This window comes from Gemella sanguinis ATCC 700632, from assembly GCF_000701685.1.
Lineage (GTDB): Bacteria > Bacillota > Bacilli > Staphylococcales > Gemellaceae > Gemella > Gemella sanguinis.
Genome location: NZ_JNJO01000004.1, coordinates 60,379 through 86,106, shown reverse-complemented (window position 1 = coordinate 86,106; position 25,728 = coordinate 60,379). Strand labels below are relative to the sequence as shown.

20 protein-coding genes and 1 other annotated feature are annotated in these 25,728 nt (G+C 29.9%); of the genes, 2 read left to right on the top strand and 18 right to left on the bottom strand.

The window, feature by feature from the left end:
- Positions 1-167: 167 nt before the first annotated feature.
- From gyrA to yaaA, 4 genes are read right to left on the bottom strand one after another with little or no spacing between them, the layout of a single operon-like run.
- Entirely contained in the window at positions 168-2,612 is a 2,445-nt protein-coding gene (gene gyrA / locus T369_RS0103505) for a DNA gyrase subunit A (RefSeq protein WP_031551786.1), read from the bottom strand.
- Positions 2,613-2,628: 16 nt separating this feature from the next.
- Positions 2,629-4,545, bottom strand: coding sequence for a DNA topoisomerase (ATP-hydrolyzing) subunit B (gene gyrB / locus T369_RS0103500; RefSeq protein WP_006364906.1), 1,917 nt, complete (start codon positions 4,543-4,545; stop codon positions 2,629-2,631).
- A 44-nt stretch (positions 4,546-4,589) separates the two neighbouring features.
- Positions 4,590-5,678 carry a DNA replication/repair protein RecF gene (gene recF / locus T369_RS0103495; RefSeq protein WP_233417876.1) on the bottom strand — a complete coding sequence of 363 codons (1,089 nt, stop codon included), beginning with the start codon at positions 5,676-5,678 and terminating at the stop codon, positions 4,590-4,592.
- 37 nt (positions 5,679-5,715) lie between these two features.
- Positions 5,716-5,931, bottom strand: a complete 216-nt coding sequence (gene yaaA / locus T369_RS0103490; protein ID WP_031551781.1) for a S4 domain-containing protein YaaA — start codon at positions 5,929-5,931, stop codon at positions 5,716-5,718.
- A 402-nt stretch (positions 5,932-6,333) separates the two neighbouring features.
- Between yaaA and T369_RS0103485 the strand changes: the two genes are divergently transcribed.
- Complete coding sequence (locus T369_RS0103485) at positions 6,334-7,152, top strand: choline kinase family protein (protein ID WP_031551779.1); 819 nt, start codon at positions 6,334-6,336, stop codon at positions 7,150-7,152.
- Between the two features lie 51 nt (positions 7,153-7,203).
- Here the strand turns inward: T369_RS0103485 and rplT are convergent, their stop codons facing one another.
- From rplT to T369_RS0103430, 10 genes are all read right to left on the bottom strand, one after another.
- Positions 7,204-7,563, bottom strand: coding sequence for a 50S ribosomal protein L20 (gene rplT / locus T369_RS0103480; RefSeq protein ID WP_003144917.1), 360 nt, complete (start codon positions 7,561-7,563; stop codon positions 7,204-7,206).
- 63 nt (positions 7,564-7,626) lie between these two features.
- Complete coding sequence (gene rpmI, locus T369_RS0103475; RefSeq protein WP_003145690.1) at positions 7,627-7,821, bottom strand: 50S ribosomal protein L35; 195 nt, start codon at positions 7,819-7,821, stop codon at positions 7,627-7,629.
- Positions 7,822-7,847: 26 nt separating this feature from the next.
- A complete protein-coding gene (gene infC, locus T369_RS0103470; RefSeq protein WP_031551777.1) occupies positions 7,848-8,375 on the bottom strand; it encodes a translation initiation factor IF-3 in 528 nt (175 codons plus the stop codon).
- A gap of 225 nt (positions 8,376-8,600) precedes the next feature.
- Positions 8,601-12,281, bottom strand: a complete 3,681-nt coding sequence (gene rpoC, locus T369_RS0103465) for a DNA-directed RNA polymerase subunit beta' (RefSeq protein WP_031551775.1) — start codon at positions 12,279-12,281, stop codon at positions 8,601-8,603.
- Positions 12,282-12,352: 71 nt separating this feature from the next.
- Positions 12,353-16,162: a DNA-directed RNA polymerase subunit beta gene (gene rpoB / locus T369_RS0103455; RefSeq protein WP_031551773.1), complete on the bottom strand. Its 3,810-nt coding sequence runs from the start codon at positions 16,160-16,162 to the stop codon at positions 12,353-12,355.
- 148 nt (positions 16,163-16,310) lie between these two features.
- Positions 16,311-16,907, bottom strand: coding sequence for a class I SAM-dependent methyltransferase (locus T369_RS0103450; RefSeq protein WP_031551770.1), 597 nt, complete (start codon positions 16,905-16,907; stop codon positions 16,311-16,313).
- A gap of 157 nt (positions 16,908-17,064) precedes the next feature.
- Positions 17,065-17,427, bottom strand: coding sequence for a 50S ribosomal protein L7/L12 (rplL, locus tag T369_RS0103445; protein ID WP_031551767.1), 363 nt, complete (start codon positions 17,425-17,427; stop codon positions 17,065-17,067).
- Between the two features lie 51 nt (positions 17,428-17,478).
- Positions 17,479-17,979 (bottom strand): 50S ribosomal protein L10, encoded by a 501-nt coding sequence (rplJ, locus tag T369_RS0103440; RefSeq protein ID WP_031551764.1) that lies wholly within the window; start codon positions 17,977-17,979, stop codon positions 17,479-17,481.
- 33 nt (positions 17,980-18,012) lie between these two features.
- Positions 18,013-18,144, bottom strand: a sequence feature (ribosomal protein L10 leader region).
- Positions 18,145-18,218: 74 nt separating this feature from the next.
- Positions 18,219-18,950 carry a MerR family transcriptional regulator gene (locus T369_RS0103435; protein WP_031551761.1) on the bottom strand — a complete coding sequence of 244 codons (732 nt, stop codon included), beginning with the start codon at positions 18,948-18,950 and terminating at the stop codon, positions 18,219-18,221.
- 133 nt (positions 18,951-19,083) lie between these two features.
- Positions 19,084-19,614 (bottom strand): QueT transporter family protein, encoded by a 531-nt coding sequence (locus tag T369_RS0103430; protein WP_031551758.1) that lies wholly within the window; start codon positions 19,612-19,614, stop codon positions 19,084-19,086.
- Positions 19,615-19,987: 373 nt separating this feature from the next.
- On the opposite strand from T369_RS0103430, the gene rpsT reads away from it, so the two are divergent.
- A complete protein-coding gene (gene rpsT / locus T369_RS0103425) occupies positions 19,988-20,230 on the top strand; it encodes a 30S ribosomal protein S20 (RefSeq protein WP_006364919.1) in 243 nt (80 codons plus the stop codon).
- Positions 20,231-20,328: 98 nt separating this feature from the next.
- On the opposite strand, the gene T369_RS0103420 is transcribed toward rpsT, so the two are convergent.
- The 4 genes from T369_RS0103420 to T369_RS0103405 all read right to left on the bottom strand — a co-directional run bounded on the left by T369_RS0103420 (position 20,329) and on the right by T369_RS0103405 (position 25,727).
- Entirely contained in the window at positions 20,329-21,504 is a 1,176-nt protein-coding gene (locus T369_RS0103420) for a MalY/PatB family protein (protein WP_031551755.1), read from the bottom strand.
- A gap of 21 nt (positions 21,505-21,525) precedes the next feature.
- Positions 21,526-22,611 (bottom strand): PLP-dependent transferase, encoded by a 1,086-nt coding sequence (locus T369_RS0103415; RefSeq protein WP_031551752.1) that lies wholly within the window; start codon positions 22,609-22,611, stop codon positions 21,526-21,528.
- 225 nt (positions 22,612-22,836) lie between these two features.
- On the bottom strand, positions 22,837-23,817 hold the full coding sequence (gene holA, locus T369_RS0103410; RefSeq protein WP_031551747.1) for a DNA polymerase III subunit delta: 981 nt from the start codon (positions 23,815-23,817) through the stop codon (positions 22,837-22,839).
- Positions 23,817-25,727 (bottom strand): ComEC/Rec2 family competence protein, encoded by a 1,911-nt coding sequence (locus tag T369_RS0103405; RefSeq protein ID WP_031551745.1) that lies wholly within the window; start codon positions 25,725-25,727, stop codon positions 23,817-23,819. Before T369_RS0103405 ends, holA begins: the two co-directional genes overlap by 1 nt.
- Between the last annotated feature and the right edge of the window lies 1 nt (position 25,728).

The window sequence follows — 25,728 nt, the reverse complement described above, 5'->3', positions numbered from 1 at the left end:
TTTAATATACATGTAGTTAATTAGTATAAACTAAAATTTAATATTAATAATACTACATATTCCATTATATATTTTTTTTTGCAATAAAACAATTCATTTTCAAATAAACATTAATTTTTCACTTTTAATTCACAAAAAAACAGCCATATAAAATGGCTGTCTTTAAATTATTCTTCGTATATTTCTTCTTTAGCTGCTAGTGTAACTGTCGCTACTTTTTGGTCATCAACTAAATTAATTACTTTTACTCCTGTAGCTGTTCTACCTAATGTACTAATTGCAGATACATCAATTCTTATTATTATTCCTTGATCAGTCATTATCATTAAATCTTCATTTCCTGATACTGATTTTACTGCAACTATTTTTCCTGTTTTCTTAGTTACTTTAGCTACTTTAACACCTTTACCACCACGGTTTATTACATTAAATTCTGTAGATTTAGATATTTTTCCTATACCATTTTCAGTAACTGTTAAAATTTTCTTAGATTCATCTACAACTTCCATACCAATTACATAATCATCTGGAGATAGAGTAATACCTTTGACTCCGCGGCTAACACGTCCCATTTGACGTACTTTTTCAGCATTAATTCTTATAGCTTGTCCGTTTGCTGTAACAATCATAATATCTTGTTCATCAGTAATTCTTTGAACATCTATTAATGAATCACCTTCATCCAGTTTAAGTGCTATTTTACCTTTTTTAAGGATACTTGCATAGTCTCCTAATTTAGATTTTTTAACAATACCAAATCTTGTAGAGAACATTAAACTTGTACCTTCTTCTTGAAGGTCAGAAATAGCAATAATTGAGTTTACTTTTTCTTCTTTTTCTATCTCAAGTAAATTAATAATTGGAATTCCTTTAGATTGACGACTCATTTGATTAATCTCATATCCTTTTAATGTATAAACCTTACCTTTATCAGTAAAGAATAGAATATGATCATGAGTAGAACAACTTAACATATAAGCTACATTATCCTCATCATTAGTTGTCATTCCATTAACTCCGCGGCCACCACGACCTTGTGATTTATACGTACTAGCTGCTAAACGTTTAATGTATTGATTATGAGATAAAGTAATAATAATTTGTTCTTTTTCAATTAAATCTTCATTCTCTATTTGATCTACTTGACCTTCAATAATTACGCTACGACGTTTGTCTCCAAATTTCTCTTTTACTTCTAGTAATTCTTCTTTAACAATCTCAAGAACACGCTCAGGTTTAGCTAAGATATCTTCTAAATCTTCAATTAATTCCATAAGTTTTTTATACTCTTCTTCAATCTTATCGCGCTCTAAACCTGTAAGTCTTTGTAGACGCATGTCTAAAATAGCTTGTGCCTGAATTTCAGAAAGTGAAAATTCACTTATTAAACCACTTTTAGCTTCTTCAGTAGTTTGAGAACCACGAATTAAGCTTATTATTCTATCAATATTATCTAAAGCAATTCTTAATCCTTCTAAAATATGAGCACGTGCTTTTGCTTTATTTAGATCAAATCTTGTTCTACGAACAACTACTTCTTTTTGATGCTCTAGGTAATAATAAAGTACTTCTTTTAAGTTAAGAAGCTTTGGTACTCCATTAACAAGTGCAATCATGTTAACACCGAATGAACCTTGAAGTGGTGTTAATTTATAAAGATTGTTTAATATTACATTACTATTTACATCACGACGTAATTCAATAACTATACGCATACCTTTTAGGTTACTTTCATCACGTAAATCTGTAATACCTTCAATTTTTTTATCACGAGCTAATTCAGCTATTTTTTCAACTAATTTTGCTTTATTTACTTGGTAAGGAATTTCTGTAATAATAATTCTTTCCTTACCATTTTTCATTTGTTCGATTTCTGTCTTACCACGCATAATAACTGAACCACGTCCAGTAGTATATGCTTTTACAATACCACTACGACCTAATAAATATGCACCTGTAGGAAAATCAGGACCTTTTATCTTAGTCATAAGTTCAGCAATTGTAATTTCAGAATTATCTGCTAAAGCAATAACACCATCAATAACCTCACCTAAGTTATGAGGCGGAATATTTGTAGCCATACCAACCGCAATACCGCTACTACCATTTACTAGTAAATTAGGTATTCGAGATGGCAAAACTTTTGGTTCTTGTTTTGTACCATCATAGTTATCTTGCATGTCAACCGTATCTTTATTGATATCTCGTAACATCTCTGAAGCAATTTTACTCATTCTTGCTTCTGTATAACGCATTGCTGCCGCACCATCACCATCAATTGAACCAAAGTTCCCTTGACCATCTACCATTGGATATCTACTGTTAAAATCTTGAGCTAAACGTACAATCGTACCATATGTTGCAGAGTCACCATGAGGGTGATACTTTGCCATAACCTCTCCGACTACGAAGGCACTTTTTTTATAAGGTTTATCATATGTTAACCCTAGATCATTAAATGCATACAATATTCTTCTATGTACTGGTTTTAATCCATCTCTAACATCTGGTAGAGCACGTGATACAATAACACTCATAGAGTAGTCAAGAAATGAATTTTCAATTTCCGTAGTTATATTACGTAAGGTAATATTATTTTTATTATCTTCCATGTTCTATCCTTTCTTACTAAATATCTAAGTTTACAACATTTAGAGCATTCTCTTCGATAAATTTACGTCTTGGTTCTACTTTTTCACCCATTAACGTATCGAACGCTGCGTCTGCTCTTTGTGCATCATCAATACTAACTTTATACATTAAACGATGTTCTGGATCCATTGTTGTATCCCAAAGTTCCTCGGCATTCATCTCTCCTAGCCCTTTGTATCGTTGAACTGTATACTTTTTATCTGCTGCATATTTTTCAATATTTTCCTTCAACTCTTCATCTGTATGACAGTAGTACTCTTTTTTACCAACTTTAAGTCCAAATAGCGGTGGTCTTGCAATATACACATAACCTGCTTCTATTAATTCTCTCATATATCTAAAGAAGAATGTTAATAATAATGTTCTAATATGGCTTCCATCGACATCAGCATCGGTCATAATTACTATTTTATGATAACGAAGTTTGTCAATATTTAGAGTTTCTCCTATTCCCATACCTACTGCAGTAATTAGCGAACGAACTTCATCATTTGATAATACTTTATCAATTCTAACTTTTTCTACATTTAAAATTTTACCTTTTAGTGGTAGTATAGCTTGGAATTTACTATTACGACCCAGTTTTGCACTTCCACCAGCAGAGTCTCCTTCGACTAGGAATAATTCGCACTCTGCAGCATCCTTACTTGAGCAGTCTGCTAATTTCCCTGGTAGATTAGTAAACTCTAATGCATTTTTACGACGAGTTGATTCTCTTGCTTTTTTTGCTGCTATTCTAGCTCGTGATGCTTGAAGTCCTTTCTCAACTATAATTTTAGCAACCTTAGGATTTTCTAATAAAAATCTATCTAATTCTTCTGAAAAAAGTTTATTAGTAATTGTACTCATTTCTGAGTTTCCTAGTTTAGTTTTTGTTTGTCCTTCAAATTGTGGATTTGGATGTTTAATAGATATAATAGCTACTAAACCTTCCCTTACATCATCACCAGTAAGTGATTCTTTTTCTTTAATTAGTTTATTTTTCTTACCATAAGAATTTATAATACGTGTTAATGCTGTTTTAAATCCACTTTCATGTGTACCACCTTCATGTGTATTTATATTGTTAGCATAACTTAAAATATTACTTGCATATCCTGTATTATACTGCATTGAGATTTCTACTTCTTTTCCTTCCATCTCGCCATGCACATAAATAGCTTCATGTAATGAATCTTTATTTTCATTTAACATTTCAACATATTCTAATAATCCACCTTCATAGCAGAAAGTTTCTTCTTTTTCTTGCCCTTCTCTCTCATCTTTAAGTATTATTGTAATACCTTTATTTAAGAAAGCAAGTTCTCTTATACGTGTTCTTAATATATCATATTCATATACTGTAGTTTCTTGGAAAATTTCTGGGTCTGCTTTGAATCGAATAGTTGTTCCTGTTTTATCAGTTTCCCCAATAACAGTAATTCCTTGAACTACATCTCCACGCTCAAACATCATCGAATGAATCTTACCATCACGATGAACATAAGCTTCTAAATTTGTTGATAATGCATTAACTACACTGGCACCAACTCCGTGAAGACCACCAGATACTTTATATCCGCCTCCACCGAATTTACCACCCGCATGTAGCACTGTTAATATTACTTCAAGGGCAGGTTTACCTGTTTGTTCTTGAATATCAATTGGAATACCACGACCATTATCTTCAACTCTTATCCAATTATCTTTTTCAATTGCGACTGTAATAGTATCACAATGTCCTGCTAAAGCTTCATCAATAGAGTTATCTACTATTTCCCAAACCAAGTGATGTAGCCCTTTACTAGAAGTAGAACCAATATACATCCCTGGACGGACTCTTACAGCTTCTAATCCTTCAAGAACCTGAATCTGATCAGCATTATATTCTTGCATTTGTTTTTTTTCTACCATAATTTTTCCTTTCGTTTTTTTAAAAGTTTATTTAATTAAATATCCTATAAAATTTCACTAATAGTTCCATTATTAATTTTAAAAACTTTAGCTTTTTTTAATAAATCTTCTTTTATATCTGATATCGAAGGTGTTGTTATAAATGTTTGAACATTTTCATTAATTGCATCTAAAAGTTTTAGTTGACGATTTCTATCTAACTCACTCAATACATCATCCAAGAGCAAAATGGGATAACTACCTGTCTTAGATTTTAAATAATCTATTTCAGAGAGTTTAAGTGACAAAACAACACTTCTTTGTTGTCCTTGAGAAGCATACATTTTTGCGTCTAACTTATTTATAAAGAATTCTAAATCATCATGATGAGGTCCTATTCTTGTACTACCTCTCATTATATCATCGTAAGATTTATCCATTATTTTCTTAATAATATTTTCTTCATTAAAATCTTTATCTTCCACACTATTTATATTAAGCATATCTAATATAGAACTTTTATATTTTAATTCTAAATCTTCTTTATGATTAGATATATTTAGCATATTTTTTTGTGCTAGTTTAGATAAATTCTTTATAAATAAGGCACGTTCTTTAGTAATATACATAGCTATTTTTACTAATTGACTAGTAATAGTCTCAAGATACGCTAAAGAAAGTTCATCTTTTGGATTTTTTCTCATATCTTTTAAATATGAATTACGTTGTTTTAACAAGTGTTGATAAAGTAAATAGTACTTATGATAAATACGAGAAAATTGATAAAACTCTCTATTTATAAACTCTCTTCTCAGAGAAGGTGATCCTTTTATAATTTGCAAATCTTCTGGAGAAAATAAAACAACGTTTAATTCTCCAACAAAGTCAGTTAACTTAGTTTTTTTTAACCCTGCAATTTTTGCACTTTTCCCTCTATTATTTATACCTAACATTATATCTAGTGTTTTATCATTCTTTTCTAGTACACACGACATTGCAGCGGCTTCTTCTCCAAACATAATACACTCACTATCGCTTTTCGTCCTATAACTCTTACCTAATGCTAAGCAAAATATTGACTCAATAATATTAGTTTTTCCATTTGCATTATCACCAACTAAAACATTAAGCGAGGGATGTACCTCTATATTCAAAGATAAATAATTACGAAAATACAATAATTTTAAAGTTTTAATTTTCATTTGAAATTATATATTTTTGATTTTCAATTTCTATTACATCATTAGAATATAGTTTTTTCCCTCGTCTATTTTCCAAGTCACCATTTAGAACTACCTCAACTTCTTGTAAAAAATATTTTGCTTCTCCTCCTGAAGCAATAAATCCTTCAATTTTTAAAAATTGAGATAATGTAATATACTCACTATTAATAAAAATTTTTTTCATTTTACACCTCCAAATAATTAAAATGAAACATAATGTATATAAATATATTTTATACATTATAATTATACCAAAAAAGGTATATTTTATCAAGAAAATGAGCATTTTCCTGTTGAACTTTATACTGTAAAATTACTGATTCATAGATACTTTCATATGATTTATAATACTATTTTTTCAAAAAAATATTAAATAAAAAAATACATAAATGTTAGTTAAGTTTTTAAATATAATAATTAAAAAAATAGTATTTTAATGTTAAATTTTATTATTGGAAGGTAAATTATGAAAGCCTTTTTTATTTTACAGTTTTACTTACCTATTGTATAATAAAAGTATAATATTATCTATACTTTTATTAATTAAACTGAGCTTTTATAAAGTTTAGTATGAAGGAGGTAAATTATGTATAGTTGTGAAAAATTAGAAAAAATACTAAATGAAAAAATTATTTCAATTGATGAGACTAGTTATGGTATTAGCAATAAGAATTACATTATTACTACTGAAAATAATAAATACTTTTATCGCACTTCAAAAGATTCTACGAAAATTAATGATAAAGATAATGAAAAAGAAGCTATGGATTTACTTAAAGACGAATCTTATTTTTTAAAACCTATTTATTATAAAAATGATAACTTAATAACTCCATACCAAAAGAATTCAAAAACTTTTATTTCTCAAAGAAATCTTTCTAGTATTGTTAATATAGCTAAACTACTACAAAAATTTCATTCAAAAAAATTCAAAGCAAAAAATACTTTTAACCCAATAAATGTATTTGAAAAATATTTGAATGATATTGAAGACTTCAAGATGGATATTAGTCATTTCATATATATAATTGATGAACTAAAAAAAGTATATAAACCTGATAGATTGTGTCATAATGATTTAGTAGAAGGTAATTTTTTATTTACAAAAAATAACATTTTTTTAATAGACTATGAATATGCTGGATTAAATGATTATTATTTTGATATTGCAAGTTTTATATCGGAAAATAATCTTGATTATCAAGAAACTGTTACATTTCTAAAAGCTTACTTCACAGATGAAGAATGTGATTTTAAAAAGTTAGATGTATTTCTTAGATTCTGTGATTTATTATGGTATACATGGGCCTCATTATTATATGAAAAGCGTGGCGAAGAAGTATACAATGAAATCCTTATGACTAAATATAATAGTTTGAAAAATCCAAGATCAATTGTATATTAAAAAAAGAACAAACACTAATAAAAAGTGTTTGTTCTTTTTTATTTTCTATAATTATTTAGCTAAAGCTGCTTTAGCTTGTTCACAAATACTTGTGAATGCTGCTGCATCGTGGATAGCGATTTCTGATAACATTTTTCTGTTAATATCGATTCCAGCAACTTTAAGTCCGTTCATTAAACGGCTGTATGATAATCCGTTTAATCTTGCTGCTGCATTAATACGAACGATCCATAATCTTCTGAAGTTACGTTTAGTTTGACGACGGTCTCTAAATGCGTACATTCCAGATTTCATAACTTGTTGCTTAGCAACTTTGAATAATGTATGTTTTGAACCAAAATATCCTTTAGCTAGTTTTAAAACTTTTTTACGGCGACGACGAGTCACAGTTCCACCTTTAACACGTGGCATATCAAATTCCTCCTTATGTATAACTTAAATAAGTATTTACGCTATAATTAATCTTCTATAATATTATTTAACTAATAAAGTTCTAATACGTTTGTAATCACCACGAGATACTAATGAAGCTTTACGTAAGTGACGTTTTTGTTTAGTAGTTTTTCTTGAAAACCAGTGAGAAGTATAAGCACGGCTACGTTTTAATTTACCGCTTGCTGTTTTTTTCACACGTTTCGCTAAACCACGGTGAGATTTCATTTTTGGCATTATCAAATTCCTCCTATATTAAACCTTTATTTCTCTTTTTTTGGTGCTAGAACTAAGAACATACTGCGACCTTCCATTTTAGGTTTTTGTTCGACAGTAGCTATATCGCTAGCTTCGTTAGAAAAGTTTTCTAAAACTTTCTGTCCAATTTCTTTATGGGTGATTGCTCTCCCTTTAAAACGAATAGAAACTTTAACTTTGTCTTCTTTTGCTAAGAATTTACGTGCATTTTTCAACTTAGTTTCGAAATCGTGTTTCTCAATAGTTGGAGATAATCTTATCTCTTTTGTTGTTACGATTTTTTGTTTCTTACGAGCTTCTTTATCTTTCTTTTGTTGTTCAAACTTGAACTTACCGTAGTTCATAATTTTAGCAACTGGTGTTTTTGCATTTGGAGCAACTAAAACAACATCTAAATTCATACGCTCTGCAATTTGCATAGCCTCTGCTTTTGTTTTCACCCCTAATTGTTCACCATTTTGACTAATTAAAAGAAACTCTTTCGCTTTAATACCTTCATTTACTTGTGCAGTATCTTTACTAATGATCAGCACCTCCTATTTTTAAATTTTATTAAATACTAAAAGCATTAAAAAAAACTGAGTGCAAAACACCCAGCATAAAATTCTACATTTCATCTACATAAACCTGAACAATCAACATTGGCAGGTGAGAAACGGGTGCTTCTACTTTTGTATTCAACATTATATATTTTACAATTTTTTTTTATGTTTGTCAATAGGAATATAATAATTTTATACTCCTATTGACAGTTTATATTAAATAGTACCTAATTCTTCATGTAATTCTTCTTCAATAGGTTTATTTAATTCATTTTCCATTTCTTTTTCTAAATCGTCTTCAAACTTAATATCTATATCATTATATTTAGTCATACCTGTTCCTGCTGGAATTAGTTTACCAATAATAACATTTTCTTTAAGTCCCATAAGTTTATCTACTTTTCCTTTAACAGCTGCATCTGTAAGAACACGAGTTGTCTCTTGGAATGAAGCAGCAGATAAGAAACTTTCAGTTTCTAGAGATGCTTTAGTAATACCTAAAATAACTGGTTTAGCTGTTGCCATATTCCCACGTTTTTCAAGTATTTTTTTGTTTTCATCTGTAAATTTATGAATGTCTACAAGTGATCCTGGTAATAAATCTGTATCCCCTGCATTGATAACACGTACTTTTCTTAACATTTGACGTACCATAACCTCAACGTGTTTATCACTAATTTCTACCCCTTGCATACGATAAACTTTTTGTACTTCAGTTAATAAGTAACTTTGTACAGCTTCTAAACCTGCAATAGCTAGAAGTTCTTTAGGTTCAATAGATCCTTCTGTTAAGGCTTGACCACGTTTAACTTTGTCATCTTCTTTAACTAGCATACGACTTGTACCATAATCTTGATACTCTCGTTCTTCACCAATCTCACTTAATACATAAATTCTACGAACATGGTTATTATCAACTTCTACTTTAGTAACTGTTCCGTCAACTTCTGAGATTAGTGCTTTACCTTTTGGATTACGTGCTTCAAATAACTCTTGAATACGAGGTAACCCTTGTGTAATATCGGCTCCTGCTACCCCTCCAGTATGGAAAGTACGCATTGTAAGCTGAGTTCCTGGTTCACCGATAGATTGGGCAGCAATTGTACCAACTGCTTCACCAACTTCTACTTTTTCACCAGTAGCTAAGTTTTTACCATAACATTTCTCACATACACCGTGACGACTATTACATGTGAAGGCTGATCTAATAACTACACTTTCAATACCTGCAGCTTCAATTTCTTTTGCAGTATCTAATGTGATTAACTGTCCATCTTCAACAATTACTTTTCCTGTTTCAGGATGTACAACTGTTTCTTTACTATATCTACCTTCTAAACGTTCTTGTAGACTTTCAATTTCATCTGTTCCATTTTTCAATGCTGAAACTCGTAATCCTCGAGATGTTCCACAGTCATTTTCACGAACTATTACATCTTGTGCTACGTCAACAAGACGACGTGTTAAGTAACCTGAATCGGCAGTTTTTAAGGCTGTATCAGCAAGACCTTTACGAGCACCGTGAGAAGAGATAAAGTATTCTAATACTGTTAGTCCTTCTTTAAATGATGAACGAACAGGCATTTCCATAATTCGTCCTGAAGGAGATGCCATCAGACCACGCATACCAGCTAGCTGAGTAAAGTTTGATGCGTTACCACGAGCACCTGAATCACTCATCATATATATTGGGTTAGTCGCTGGAAGTGAGTCCATAAGTTGATCTTGAATTATATCTTTTGCTTTTGCCCATTGTGCAATAACATTTTGATATCTCTCTTCTTCAGTTAATAATCCACGTCTAAATAAGTTTGTAATCTTATCAACATTTTCTTGTGATTCAGCTAAAATTTCATATTTATTAGGTAAGACAAATACATCACTAACACCCACAGTTATACCTGCTCTTGATGAATATTTGAATCCTAAATCTTTCATTCTATCTAACATCATTGATGTTTCTGTTATATGGAATCTATTGAAGATTTCAGAAATAATTTTAGATAAAAATCCTTTTTTGAAAGGTGTTGTAGGTTCTTTTTCAGAAATAAACGCTTTTAGTCCCCCTTCTGAAAGTTCAGATGGAGATACAAAGTATTTATCCGGTGTTGCTTTTTCTAAGTTTTCTTTAGTTGGTTCATTTAAGAATGGGAACCCTTCTGGTAGTATGTCATTAAAAATAACTTTACCAATTGTAGTAATTAATAACTTTTTATTTTGTTCTTCAGTAAATGTAGGATTGTTAAATGATTTTGCTGCAATTCCTACACGTGTGTGAAGGTGAATATATCCATTTTGATATGCTATTCTAGCTTCATCAGCATCTTTGAATATCATACCCTCACCTACAGCACCTGGTCTTTCTAATGTTAGGTAATAGTTACCTAGTACCATATCCTGAGACGGAGTAACAACTGGTTTTCCATCTTTAGGGTTAAGGATATTTTGTGCTGCTAACATTAGCATACGAGCTTCTGCTTGCGCTTCTTTTGATAAAGGTACGTGTACCGCCATTTGGTCACCATCAAAGTCGGCATTAAACGCAGTAGTTACAAGTGGATGTAATCTAATTGCTCTACCTTCTACTAAAATTGGTTCAAATGCTTGAATTCCAAGTCTGTGAAGAGTTGGGGCACGGTTAAGTAGTACCGGATGTTCACGAATGATATCTTCTAGAATATCCCAAACGTGATCTTCCATTCTTTCAATTTGATTCTTAGCATTTTTAATATTATTAGCTAATTCTCGTTTAACAAGTTCACGCATTACAAATGGTTTGAATAATTCAAGTGCCATTTCTTTAGGTAATCCACATTGGTACATTTTTAAGTTTGGACCAACTACAATTACTGAACGACCAGAATAGTCAACACGTTTACCTAATAAGTTTTGACGGAAACGACCGTGCTTACCTTTAAGCATATTAGATAATGATTTTAATGTTCTATTTCCTGGTCCAGTTACTGGACGTCCACGACGTCCATTATCGATTAAAGCATCAACAGCCTCTTGTAACATACGTTTTTCATTTTGTACAATTAATCCTGGCGCTTTAAGTTCGATAAGTTTTTTCAGACGATTATTACGGTTAATTACACGTCTGTATAAATCATTTAAGTCACTTGTTGCAAAACGTCCACCATCTAGCTGTACCATAGGTCTTAATTCCGGTGGTATAACAGGTAGAACACTCATAATCATCCATTCTGGTTTATTTCCTGAATTTTTAAATGCTTCAAATACTTCAACACGTTTGATTATTTTAACAACTTTTTGACCTGATTTATAGTTACTTTCACTTAATTCTTTAAGTTCATTTTTTAAATCTTTAAGTTCTTTTTCAATATCTAATTCCGCTAGTAAATCTTGAATAGCTTCAGCCCCCATTTTAGCAACAAATGAGTTAGCTCCGAATGTACTACGAGCTTCACGTACTTCACGTTCAGAAACAATTTGTTTTTTCATGAAGTCCGTTTCACCTGGATCAATTACTATATAAGAAGCAAAATAGATAACTTCTTCTAATTGTCTAGGGCTTAAATCAAGTAGTAATCCCATTCTACTAGGAATACCTTTAAAATACCAAATGTGGCTGACAGGGGCAGCTAAATCTAAGTGCCCCATTCTTTCACGACGTACTTTCGCTAAAGTTACGTCAACTCCACATTTATCACATTTTATATTTTTATATCTTACTCTTTTGTACTTTCCGCATGCACATTCCCAATCCTTAGTTGGACCAAAGATTTTCTCACAAAATAGTCCATCATTTTCGGGTTTAAGAGTTCTATAGTTAATAGTTTCTGGTTTTTTAACCTCTCCATAAGACCAACTTCTTATTTTTTCTGGAGAAGCTAAACTAATTTTCATATATGCAAAATTATTTACGTCTATCAAGGAGCATACCTCCTTTATTTTTTTGTATAAAAGCCTTGAATAGTTTATTGTGATTGTTTGTAAAATTTTTATTATTCTTCATCAAATTCGTCATCTATATCTTCTACATCTGCATAATCATCAGTATCAGATAATAATAAGCTAGCAAGTGATGCATATCCTGAGTTACTATCATCACTTTCTTCTACTACTTCTTCTGAATCAGTTGATGTAATCATATTTGCAAGTGATGAGTAATCTCCTGATTCTGAAGTAACATCTTGTGTTTCTTCTACTTCTTCTTTATGTCCTTCTGATTCATGATGACCATGGAATTCAATAGTATCACCTAAATCAATATCACCCATATCTACTTCGTTATCATCTTTATCCATAACTCTAAAGTCCATACCTAAAGCTTGTAGTTCTTTCATAAGAACTCGGAATGATTCAGGTACTCCAGGTCGAGGAATATTTTCACCTTTAACAATTGCTTCATATGTTTTAACACGACCGTTTGTATCGTCTGATTTGTATGTTAAGATTTCTTGAAGTGTATAGGCTGCACCATATGCTTCAAGTGCCCATACCTCCATCTCACCAAATCTTTGACCACCAAATTGTGCTTTACCACCAAGTGGTTGTTGAGTAACTAATGAATATGGACCAATTGAACGTGCATGAAGTTTATCATCAACCATGTGAGATAATTTAATCATGTACATTACCCCAACAGAAACACGGCTATCAAATGGCTCACCAGTACGTCCGTCATAAAGAACTGTTTTAGCGTCTTTTGCCATCCCCGCCTCAGCTACTGTTGACCAAACATCATCATCACTTGCACCATCAAATACTGGTGTTGCAACGTGAATTCCTAATTGTTTAGCCGCCATACCTAAATGAAGCTCTAATACTTGTCCTATATTCATACGAGATGGAACACCAAGTGGGTTTAACATAACATCTACAGGTGTACCGTCTGGTAAATATGGCATATCTTCTTCAGGTAAGATATTAGAGATAACCCCTTTGTTACCGTGACGTCCTGCCATTTTATCCCCAACACGTATTTTACGTTTTTGGATAATAAATACTCGAACAAGTTCATTAACACCATTAGCAAGTTCTGCTCCATCTTCACGTTTAAAGATTTTAACATCCGCAACTACTCCATCAGCACCATGTGGTACTCGTAATGAAGTATCACGTACTTCTTTAGATTTAGCTCCGAAAATTGCATATAATAATTTCTCTTCTGGTGTTTGCTCAGTTAATCCTTTAGGAGTAACTTTACCTACTAAGATATCACCATCTTTTACTTCAGCACCTATACGAATAATACCACGAGAATCTAAGTTTCTTAACGCATTTTCTCCAACATTTGGTATTTCGCGTGTAATTTCTTCAGGTCCTAGCTTCGTATCACGAGCATCTGTTTCATATTCTTCTACATGAATAGAAGTGTAAACATCATCTTTTACAAGACGTTCACTCATAATAACAGCATCCTCATAGTTATATCCATCCCAGTTTACGAATGCAACAACTAAGTTTTTACCTAATGCTAATTCCCCTTTGTCCATTGAAGGTCCGTCTGCAAGAATGTCTTTCTTCTCAACTCTGTCTCCAACTTTAACAATTGGTTTTTGGTTATATGATGTACTGTGGTTTGAACGAACAAACTTATGTATTACATAAGTGTCTAAATCTCCCTCAATTTCTTTACCATCTAATATTTCTATACGGCGAACTTTGATTTTTGCACCATCAACATATTCAACGATACCAGGATATTTAGCAATTACAGCAGCTCCTGAGTCACGAGCGGCTAAGTGTTCCATTCCTGTTCCAACAAATGGAGCTTCTGTTACCATTAGAGGTACTGCTTGACGTTGCATGTTCGCACCCATTAATGCACGGTTTGAGTCATCATTTTCTAAGAATGGAATACATGCAGTTGCAGCAGAAACTACTTGTTTAGGAGAAACATCCATATAATTCATCATTTCTCGAGGTTTAACAGTGTTATCTCCTCTAAAACGACAAACAACTTCATCATCTAAGAAATATCCTTTTTCATCAACATTTGAGTTAGACTGTGCTACCACATATTTATCTTCCTGATCAGCTGTTAAATATTGTACATTTTCTGTTACATATGGACGACCTTCAGAGTCAACTTCTACTTTTCTATAAGGCGTCATTATAAATCCAAACTCATTTATTCTTGCAAATGAAGATAATGAGTTAATAAGACCAATGTTTGGTCCTTCAGGAGTTTCAATCGGACACATACGTCCATAGTGAGAGTAGTGAACGTCACGCACTTCCATTCCAGCACGTTCCCTTGTTAAACCTCCAGGCCCAAGTGCAGATAAACGACGTTTATGAGTAAGCTCACTTAATGGGTTTGTTTGGTCCATGAATTGAGAAAGTTGAGAACTTCCAAAGAATTCTTTAATAATAGCTGTAACAGGTCTTACATTAATAAGTTGTTGTGGAGTTATTTCATTAGTATCTTGAATACTCATACGCTCACGAACAACACGTTCCATACGTGAAATCCCTACACGAATTTGGTTTTGAAGCAATTCTCCAATACAACGTAAACGACGGTTACCAAGGTGATCAATATCGTCAACACGACCTATTAACTCATATTCAAATCCATCACTATTTCTTCTATTTCTTATTAATAGTAAATAGTAGTTAATACTTGCGACTATATCTGCAATAGTTAATGTTAAGATATCTTTATTTGGAGCACCATTTCCTATTATATGTAAAACTTGATCTTCTAATAATTCATCAACATTAAAATCATTACCAACTTTTACTTGATTTACAACTTTAAACAATTGTAATTTTAGGCTGTCACTTCCATCAAGACTTTCGTTCATTTCAAACTCAACTACGTTAGCTGAAGTTCCTAGTTCTTCATAAATTTCATCTATAATTTCACGAGTTAATTTAGTACCTTTTTCTACTAAAATTTCTCCAGTTTCAGTATCAACAATTGGTTCTACTAAAATTTGGTTTTCTAAACGTTCTCCAACATGAAGTTTATTATTAAGTTTATATCTACCCACTTTAGCAAGATCATATCTTCTTGGATCGAAGAATCTTCCATATAAAGTCGCTTTTGCAGTTTCAACGTTAGCTGGTTCTCCGGGACGTAATTTATCATAAATTACTTTTAACGCTGTTCCTGTATCAAGATTTTCATCTTTTTCTAAAGTGTTTAATAGTTCTGTATCTTCTCCAAACAATTTAATAATTGATTCATCAGATTCAAAACCTAGTGCTCTAATTAGCGTTGTTAAAGGTATTTTTCTAGTTCTATCTATACGAGCATAAACTAGTCCCTTAATATCTTTTTCAAATTCCAACCAAGCTCCTCTGTTAGGAATAACAGTTGTTTTATACGCATTAGGGATATTCTTCACTTTAAGCTTATCATCTTCTGTAAAGTAAACAGAAGGTGAACGTACTAATTGAGATACAATTACACGTTCAGCTCCATTAATGATAAACGTTCCTGTTTCTGTCATTAATGGTAATTCACCCATAAATACTTCTTGTTCTTTAATCTCGTCTCGTTCTTTATTTATTAAACGGACACGCACTCTTAAAGGTGCTGAATATGTAGCATCGCGTTCTTTAGATTCATCTACATTATATTTAGGAGTCCCTAATTTATAGTCTATGAATTCTAAACTTAATTTATCATTATTACCTTCTATTGGTGAAACATCTTTAAAAACGTCTTTAAGACCAGTTTCTAAAAATTTTTCATAAGATAATGTCTGAATTTCAATTAAGTCAGGTAAATCAATTACCTCTGATATTCTAGCATAGCTACGTCTTTCTCTGTGCTTACCAAATTTAACTTTTTGCAACTGTGTCACCTCTCAGCTTTTCTCTTATAAAACTAAAAAGAAAATTTACATTTTCTCTTACTTACTTATATAATTTTCGCAATTCTATTAGCAAAAAATAGAATTACTTGCAATATATCATTTTATCATAGTAAAGACAAGATGTCAATTACTTAGCAGCTTTCAGGATATAATAACCCTTATTTTTTGCTATTACTTCAACAGAATTAAATAAATTCTCTAAAAGCTTTTTACAACTTGCCATCCCTTGTTTTTTTTGTATTACAACCCATAATTCCCCATCACTTTTCAAATGTTCAAAACTATCAATCATAATTTTATGAACAATCTGTTTACCAGCTCTGATAGGTGGATTAGTTAATACTATATCAAAAGTTCCTTTAACATTATCAAAGGAACTACTTTCGATAATTTCTATTTTATTATTAATTTTATTTAGCTCAATATTCTTTTTAGACAGTTCAAGACTTCTATTATTTACATCAACCATTGTAAAATTATAGTTCGGATTATTCTTTGCTAAGAAAATAGAAATAACTCCATACCCACAACCTATATCTGCAACATCAGCACTTTGCTTTTCACTATGGAAATTTTCTAATAGTACCTTTGTTCCAAAATCGACATTTTCTTTAGAAAAGACACCATTGTCTGTATAAAATCTAAAATCTATGTCTTTTATTTTTGAGCTAATAATTTTTTCACAACTTTTAGTTGTTGGATTATTTGTATAATAATGTTCCATAATAAAGACACCTCGTATAAAATAGAAGAAAATAGTATACCTCATAGTTAGAGACATGAGATATACTATTTTTGTTATTATCATCGTATCAATATTCTATAATAGAATATTTTTGTTTATTTACATCTATCTTAATTTTATCTACTTAGATTAGAAATTATTTAACTTCTGCAGAAGCTCCAACTTCTTCTAATTTAGCTTTAATTTCTTCAGCTTCTTCTTTAGAAACTCCTTCTTTAAGAGTTGATGGTGCACCGTCAACTTTTTCTTTAGCTTCTTTTAGTCCGTCTCCAGTGATTTCACGAACAACTTTGATTACTTTAATTTTTGAATCTCCAGCTGAAGTTAATACTACGTCGAATTCAGTTTTTTCTTCAGCAGCTCCGCCAGCAGCTCCACCAACTACAGCTACAGGTGCAGCAGCAGTTACTCCGAATTCTTCTTCAATTGCTTTTACTAAGTCGTTTAATTCTAAAACTGACATTTCTTTGATAGCGTCTAAAATTTGTTCTTTAGTCATTATAATTTTCCTCCGATTTTTTAATTATGTTTTATATATTTTTTGTATTTATTAAGCTTCTTGTTCAGCTTTTTGGTCTGCAACAGCTTTAACAGCTAAAGCAGTATTGCGCATTGGCGCTGTTAATACAGATAGTAACATTGAAAGTAATCCTTCGCGGCTTGGTAATGACGCGATTGCTTTAATTTCAGCTTGATCTGTAACTTTTCCTTCTATAACACCAGCTTTTAGTTCTAAGTTTTCGTGTTGTTTAGCGAAATCGTTTAAAACTCTAGCAGGAGCTACAGCATCGTCTGTTGAAAAAGCGAAAGCATTTGGTCCAGTTAGAACTTCGTCTAAACCTTCAATTCCTGCTTGCTCCATCGCACGACGAACTAGTGAGTTTTTATAAACTTTAAAAGTTAAACCTTCGTTACGCATGTTGTTACGTAATTCTGTTACTTCCGCAACGTTTAATCCACGGTAGTCAGCAATAACAACTGATGTACTAGCTTTAATTTCTTCAGCGATTTGGTTTACTAACTCTTGTTTTTTCTCAATAGCTTTTGACATTGAACTTCCTCCTAAGTAGATTTATCAATCTCAGTACCAATAAAAAAACCTTTTTGCATGCGAGAACATACAAAAAGGCACATAAGTTTCTTTTCGAATTTTGTCCTCGGTAGGTTAATTAAGGATTTCTCCCCCTACTGTCTACGGTACATTTTCAACTGACTTTTTTATGATAATATATATGTCTTTATTTGTCAAGTCTTTTTTAAAAAAATTATAATTTTTTTTCTAAGATATTCTTATCTATTTTTATTACAGTAATACTTTATTGAAGAACTAATATATTCTGCAACATCTTCTCCGAACTTATTTATATTATTTCTAAATTCTGGATTCTCATAATATCCTTTTCCAATATATGAAAATACTTCTAAACTACAATCAAAACCATATTTATTTATGTGATTATATAAATTTTCAACTTCTTTTTGAACTCTATCACTTGTTATATCTATTTCTTCTTTCTTGTAATTAGCGAATGCTTTGAATGTATTATTAAACTCATCTTCCGCTTTACTTTCTTGACCTTTCTGACGTCGTTTTGATTCTTCTATAACCTCTTCTCCGTATTTATCTTTTGCTTCTATCTCATACTTTTTCATATCCTCTTTCTTAAAACCTTCAAACTTTTCTTCTATAGTCATATGAATTTCTCCTTTATAATCTTTTATTGTTTTCTCAATTGTTTTTATTACATTTTCTATTTTTTGCTTTTCTTTTAAAAGCAGTTTATGTTGTTCCTCTAATATTATTAAACTATCATTATTATTTTCTATGATATTAGCAATATCACTCAACTTAAAATTCAAATACTTGTAAAATAAAATCTTCTGCAATTTATTTAAATCATCATTACTATATACTCTATAGCCATTTTCAAGTTTAGCAGGTACTAATAAACCAATTTTATCATAATAATGCAATGTTCTTAAACTTACCCCTGTTATTTTTGATACTTCATTAATTTTCATTTTTCCTCCTCATTTTTCCTTTACCACTAGCGATACTTTTATTATAAACTATTACGTTACGTTAGAGTCAACATATATATTTTATTATATAGAAAAAAACCAATCTTAAAATAATTAAGATTAGTTTTTTATATTATGCATTAAATACTTTTTTTAGGTTAACTACTTTATTTAACGCTTCAGTTATTAAAATACCTAATACCATAACAATTGTTTGAGATGGAACTAATGATATGTAATTAGCCATATACACTTTAAACTCAAATGGAACACGCGATAAATTTACACCACCAAAAATTGTAAGTTCATAAGCGATTATTGGCATACAAATTATTAAATAAAGAATAATATTAACTATATGTCTTACTAGTCTATTTTTAATAAATTTAAAAACAAAAATACTTATCGCTAGTGCTAAACCTGTTCCTAATGTCCCAAAGAAGACATCAACAATTCCTAACGGACTAAAAATATTAGCAATTGCCACACCTAAAGTAATTGGGAACCAATATTTTTTACTAAACACAACTAATTGTGCAAGCGATTCGCTTATACGAAATTGAATTGTTCCGTAAGCAAATGGAGCTACGACAACAGTAAGCACAACATATATTGCAGCAATTAATGCTTGGATAGTTAAAGTTTTAACTGTATTATTTCTCATTTAAATCTCCTTATCTTGTTTAAGAGAACAAAAAGCATCGATATGAGAAATCAATGCTTAAGCAGTTTTTTTTATAGATGGATCTCTCAAACATCTTTTTTTTATTATAATAAAGTCAGAAGACAAATAATCTCAATGTTATGAAATTAAATATCAACGTTCTATATACTATCATACTTGCCACTTAATAGTCAACACAAAAATAACAAATTATAAAGAGTTATTTAAATGTTTTTTTAAAAACACCTTGCAATTAGCTTTTTATTGTGTTAAAATGAGGTAGTTGTATTTTAACAACACTTAATTCATAGTAATTAAGAATATTAATTAATATTTCTTAGTAATAAAAATAATATATCAGGAGGTGAATCGAATGCCAAACATTAAATCATCAGTATTAAGCGTAAGAAAAGATGCTAAAACAAATGCTGCTAACACAGCTAAAAAATCTGAAATGCGTACAGCTATTAAAAAAGCTAAATTAGCTAAAACTGAAGGTGCTGCTAACGCTGCAGAGTTAGTAAACCTTGCTTACAAAAAAATCGATAAAGCTGCTAAAACAAACTTAATCCACAAAAATGCAGCTGCTAGATACAAATCAAACCTAGCTAAATAATTTTAAAACTACTCTAATTTGAGTAGTTTTTTTTTGAAGAAATATATATAAAGAAAGATCAATCATTACGATTGATCTTCAAATTTACCTTAATTATATTAAGCATTCTCTACTATTCTTTTTACTGCTTCTTTAATATTTTCAGGGCTTGTAGCTAGATTAATACGAATATAATTCTCATAACCTTTTCCAAACCAGTGTCCAAAATCAATAGCTAAACCACATTCATCTTGAATAAATTGCTTAGTTGTTCTACCTTTTAGTATTGCTTCAATATTAATAAATACTAAATAAGTTCCCTCAAGTGGATAAACTTTCACTTCCGGTAATTCAGTAGCTAAAGTTTCATTTAAAATATTATAATTATATTTTACAACTTCTTTTAATCCTGTTAGCCACTCTTTTCCACCTTTATAACCTGCTTCTAATGCTAATTGACCAAATAAGCTGGGTTCTGCTCCCAGATTCTTTTTACTAAATTCATCAAATTTTGCTCTTACTTTATCATTAGGTATTAATAATGTCGAATGTGTTAGAGTAGCCAAATTAAAAGTTTTTGATCCTGAATTAGCAACTATTAACATATCATGATATTTTCCTTCTTTTACGCATAGTGCAGATATTTGATTATTATTATAAACAAAATCTTGGTGTATTTCATCTGAAAGTACTAATACATTATTTTCTCTACAAATTTCTAAAACTTTTTCCTGTTCTTCTCTTGTCCATACTCTTCCTACAGGATTATGTGGTGAACAATGAATATATAATTTTACATTATTCTCTTTTATTACTTTCTCAAAAGTATCAAAATCTATTTCAAATTTTTTATCTTTCTCTATTAATGGAGACTCTACTAACTTTCTTCCACTATTTCTTATAGAATTTGCAAATGGATAGTACACAGGTGGCATAATAACAATAGAATCATTAGCGTCTGTATATGCATGGATAACCCACAATATAGCTTGAACAATTCCAGGAGCAAATCTTATCCATTCTTTTTCTACCGAAGTATTAAAGTTTTCTTTATGCCACTTTTTATATTCATTATAATAACTTTCAGGGAGTTTAGTATAACCAAATACTCCATGCTCAACCCTTTCTTTCAATGCTTCTCTTATACTATCAGGGGTTTTAAATTCCATATCAGCAACCCATAATGCTAATAAATCTTTATCCCCAAAACGTTCTTCCAAAGCGTCCCATTTTAAACAATTAGTGTTTCTTCTTTCAACATAATATTTATCAACAAATTGTTCTACTATACTCATCTTATTATCTCCTTTTATCATTTATGAATCAAGTGCATTTTTAAAATCTTCAATTAAGTCATCAACACTTTCTATACCTACAGATATCCTTAATAAATCTGGAGTTAATCCATATGATAATCTTAAATCTTCTGGAATATCAAAATGTGTTTGCGTTGTTGGATACGTTACTAACGTTTCAACACCTCCAAGACTTTCAGCAAAAGTAGCAACTTTTAAAGAACGTAAAAATTTATCTACTTTACTAGCATCAACTAATTTAAAGCTTAACATTGCTCCTTTATTAGGGTAAAGGACTTCTTTTACATTTGGATGTGATTTCAGAGTTTCAGCTAATCGTTTAGCATTCTTTTCTTGTTGATTAAAACGTAAAGGTAAAGTTTTTAAACTTCTAATAAATAACCAACTATCGAATGCTGACAATACAGCGCCTGTTGTATTTGATAACCAAGCAAGTCTTTCTCCTATTTTTTCATCATTAGTTACGACTACACCTGCTAATATATCATTATGTCCTGTTAAATATTTCGTACCTGAATGAATAATAATATCTGCACCTAAAGTCAAAGGCTTTTGTCTTAATGGTGTTAATAATGTATTATCTACTATTAATAATGCACCTTTAGATTTTGCAATTTTAGAAATCCTCTCAATACTTACCTCTTGCATAAGCGGATTAGTAGGCGTTTCAATATATATCGCCGTAGTTTTTTCAGTAACTTTATTCTCTAAATCATTTTCATCTGTAAAGTAAACAAAATTTTGTTGGCCTTTTCTTTCCAACTCATCAAAATATCTAAAACTTCCACCATATAAATCTCGTGACACTAAAAATTCACTGTTAAGATCAAAAAGCTCAAATACTAACTGAATAGCACTCATACCTGAACTAGTTGCAATAGCACAGCATCCTTCTTCTAATTCACATAACCCTTCTTCTAAAATTGTACGCGTAGGATTTTTTGTTCTTGTATAATCAAAACCTGTACTTTCTCCTAAACCAGGATGCGCATAAGCAGCTGATAAATAAATAGGGGTAACTACGGCACCTGTAACCTTATCTTTTCTATTACCTAACTGAGCTAATTTTGTTTCAATTTGTTTCACTAATACCAATCCTCTTTTCTGTTATAAATATTATTATAATAGTGCATTATATTTACTATACATTATAACATTTTATTGATTTATAATAAATATATTTTCTACTATTTCTAAAATATATTTAAAAAATTCACAAGAAATATTTACATATAAAAATACCTTTAACATAATATTAATATGCTAAAGGTATTAAATACACTATTTATTCTATTGTTTCAACAAAATACTTTATTTCAGTTCATCTATTAATTTATTTATAAATAAATCTAAAATAATATATTTATTCATATATGATGACTTTAATAATTTATCATAGTCTGCTGCCAATATAAGACACCTCATAATTTTCTCTATACTATAATTCCTAATTCCTTGTGCAGCCAATTGAACTCTATATGGATGTATTCCTAGCTCTTTTGCTATTTGTTTTTGAGAATAATGCTCATCTAAAAGTACTTTCACCTTGTAGTAAAGTCTAAGTTGACCACTTATTAATGATAAAAGAAAAATTGGCTCTTCTTTTTTTAGTACCAGTGAATTATACACTTCTCTTAACTTAATATAATTTCTAGAGAATAGTTCATTTGTTAGACTAAAAACATCATATTCTAAACTTCTAACTGCTAATAACTCTATATCATTTCTTTCTATAACACTTTTTCCCTGACAATATAGTACTAGTTTTTCTATTTCTCGTTTAATATTAGCAAAATCTAGTCGAGTATAATTAACTAAAAATTGTGCATTTTCTTTAGATATTTTCAAATTCTTTTCTTTTACCGCTTCAACAATATAATCCGCTATTTGAGTTTCATTAAAATTTGAAAATTCCTTTATTTCCCCTATTTCTTTTATTTTTTTTACTATTTTCTTTCTACTATCAATTTTTTCGTTAGATTTTAATATCAGTATCACTTCACCACTTATATTTTCTAAGTAATTACTTAATACTTCAATATTATGATCTACTTTTAATTTTTTAGGTTTCGCTAATAAGAAATTACAATTCTCAGCTACTACTACTTTTTCATTTCCAAAAAGGCCACTGCTACGACATTCATAGACCAAATTTTCTATTGTAGTATCATTCATATTAAGCTTTATATAATTAAATTCATCTAATGTTTTTAAATAGTTTTGAGCAACTTTTTTTTCAAAATCATTTATAGCTTCAAAATTTTCTCCATAAACTATATAGATATTTTTCATCAATCAACTACCTCTATCTCAATATCTTTTATTTTTATTATTTTATTATAATAATAAATAGACTTTATCAACTCATTATTTTCTTTTAATACTAATACATCTATATTCTTAAATTTTGCTAAATTAATTAAATCATTGAATTTTTCTTTATGTATATCTAAAATAACTACCTTTTTAATTATTCCTTTACCAATTAGTGTTTCGGCAAATCCAATTTCACCCTTTTTTGTAGATGTTAAGATCAAATAATCTATTTTGTTTCTTCCTTCATAATTTAATAATGAATCATATTCGTTTATTATATCATATACTCTATCTTTTTTTCTAAAATCAGAATAAAAATTCTCTAAATTATTTGAAGTATTAATTAATGTAGTCACACCATTTTCTTTCAAATAGTAAACTTGAGATTTCCCTACCTCCAACTTTTCGAAAAGATCTTTTGAAGAATTAAATGTATTATTTACAGCTAAGAAACTAACTATAGTAGCAAGGCAACATAATGAAACTTTATATTTATTCTTATTAAGACATATTAAAATAAAAAGTATAATTAAGTAAATAGCAATAATTACGTAAATATTTTGCTTCCCTATTCTTATAGGCTGTACTCTAAGTAATATACTTTGTATCTCATCGAAAATATAGAATACTATATTTAATAATGGTTTGCAAAGAATACTAAATATAGTTGTACTTAATAAAAATACTATATAGCTACAAACAACCAATGGAAATATTATAATACTAAATATAGGAACTAATATTATATTACTTAGTACTGAGATATAAGGCACAGTATAAAAATTACTTATTAAAATCGGCATACTTGCTAAAAAAGAAATTACACTTATCATTAAACTACTTTGTAATTTATTTTTAGATTTTTTTATATATTCTGCCGACATCAATAAACTAAAAGTAATAAAGAAAGATAATTCAAATCCTATATCAAAAATATACAGTGGATTAATGATTGTCATTATTAAAAATGTGATGAGTAAACTATCTATATTCGCTATATTTTTCCTTCTTAAAATTAGATATACTATTATCATTAATCCTGCCCTAACAACCGATGGACTAAACCCACTTATCACCATATAACAAGGTAGTATTATTATAATAATATTTTCTATTAAATTACTGCTAAAGTTTAATTTCTGTAATATATAATAAATTATTGATATTAACAGTCCTAGATGCAGGCCTGATATCGCTAAAAGATGACTTATTCCTAAGTTTTTAAATGAATTAATGTCTTCTCTTTGCAAATAGTTTTTATCTCCCAATATTAATGCTTCAAAATAACCACTTTTATCGAAAGTAATCTCATTACTAATTTTTAAGCTCATTTTTGCACGTATACTTTTAATTTTACCAACTATAGAATCTTCACTTTTTATATTTTTTATCTGATTCAACTTAACCTGTTTAAAAACTCCCCTGTTTTCGTTATATTTCTTATAATCAAAAGAATAAAAATTAGTCTTTTCTTTTAATTCTTCTATGTTAACATTAGCAAAGACTTTCCCGCCATAAAATTTCTTTTTAAAAAAGACTTTTTCATCTTCATTTTGTAAAGTATAGCTAATTAATACTTTTTCATTATTAATATAGCCTACTCCCCTCAAATAATTACCATTTATATCTACCCTGTCGTTAATCCTCAATACTACATCCTTATTCTCCACATTCATAAGTTTAGTAGTATTATTTTTTTGTATATATGCTCCCCTAATAAAAAATACTAAGAATACTATTATACAAATAATAGTTTTCCTAGCATTTAAATTTTTATTTTTCCAAGTTATTAGTAGAAAAATAATTATACATAGCATCGACACTATCAAATTAAAATTTAATAATATCGCTCCCAATGCTAGTAATGAATATTGTAAATAATACATT

What these genes read in the sequence shown, in the direction of transcription:
- gyrA (WP_031551786.1), bottom strand. Translation starts at nt 2,612, where the DNA reads ATGGAAGATAATAAAAATAATATTACCTTACGTAATATAACTACGGAA.
- gyrB (WP_006364906.1), bottom strand. Translation starts at nt 4,545, where the DNA reads ATGGTAGAAAAAAAACAAATGCAAGAATATAATGCTGATCAGATTCAG.
- yaaA (WP_031551781.1), bottom strand. Translation starts at nt 5,931, where the DNA reads ATGAAAAAAATTTTTATTAATAGTGAGTATATTACATTATCTCAATTT.
- T369_RS0103485 (WP_031551779.1), top strand. Translation starts at nt 6,334, where the DNA reads ATGTATAGTTGTGAAAAATTAGAAAAAATACTAAATGAAAAAATTATT.
- rplT (WP_003144917.1), bottom strand. Translation starts at nt 7,563, where the DNA reads ATGCCACGTGTTAAAGGTGGAACTGTGACTCGTCGTCGCCGTAAAAAA.
- rpmI (WP_003145690.1), bottom strand. Translation starts at nt 7,821, where the DNA reads ATGCCAAAAATGAAATCTCACCGTGGTTTAGCGAAACGTGTGAAAAAA.
- T369_RS0103450 (WP_031551770.1), bottom strand. Translation starts at nt 16,907, where the DNA reads ATGGAACATTATTATACAAATAATCCAACAACTAAAAGTTGTGAAAAA.
- rplL (WP_031551767.1), bottom strand. Translation starts at nt 17,427, where the DNA reads ATGACTAAAGAACAAATTTTAGACGCTATCAAAGAAATGTCAGTTTTA.
- rplJ (WP_031551764.1), bottom strand. Translation starts at nt 17,979, where the DNA reads ATGTCAAAAGCTATTGAGAAAAAACAAGAGTTAGTAAACCAAATCGCT.
- T369_RS0103435 (WP_031551761.1), bottom strand. Translation starts at nt 18,950, where the DNA reads ATGAAAATTAATGAAGTATCAAAAATAACAGGGGTAAGTTTAAGAACA.
- T369_RS0103430 (WP_031551758.1), bottom strand. Translation starts at nt 19,614, where the DNA reads ATGAGAAATAATACAGTTAAAACTTTAACTATCCAAGCATTAATTGCT.
- rpsT (WP_006364919.1), top strand. Translation starts at nt 19,988, where the DNA reads ATGCCAAACATTAAATCATCAGTATTAAGCGTAAGAAAAGATGCTAAA.
- T369_RS0103420 (WP_031551755.1), bottom strand. Translation starts at nt 21,504, where the DNA reads ATGAGTATAGTAGAACAATTTGTTGATAAATATTATGTTGAAAGAAGA.
- holA (WP_031551747.1), bottom strand. Translation starts at nt 23,817, where the DNA reads ATGAAAAATATCTATATAGTTTATGGAGAAAATTTTGAAGCTATAAAT.
- T369_RS0103405 (WP_031551745.1), bottom strand. Translation starts at nt 25,727, where the DNA reads ATGTATTATTTACAATATTCATTACTAGCATTGGGAGCGATATTATTA.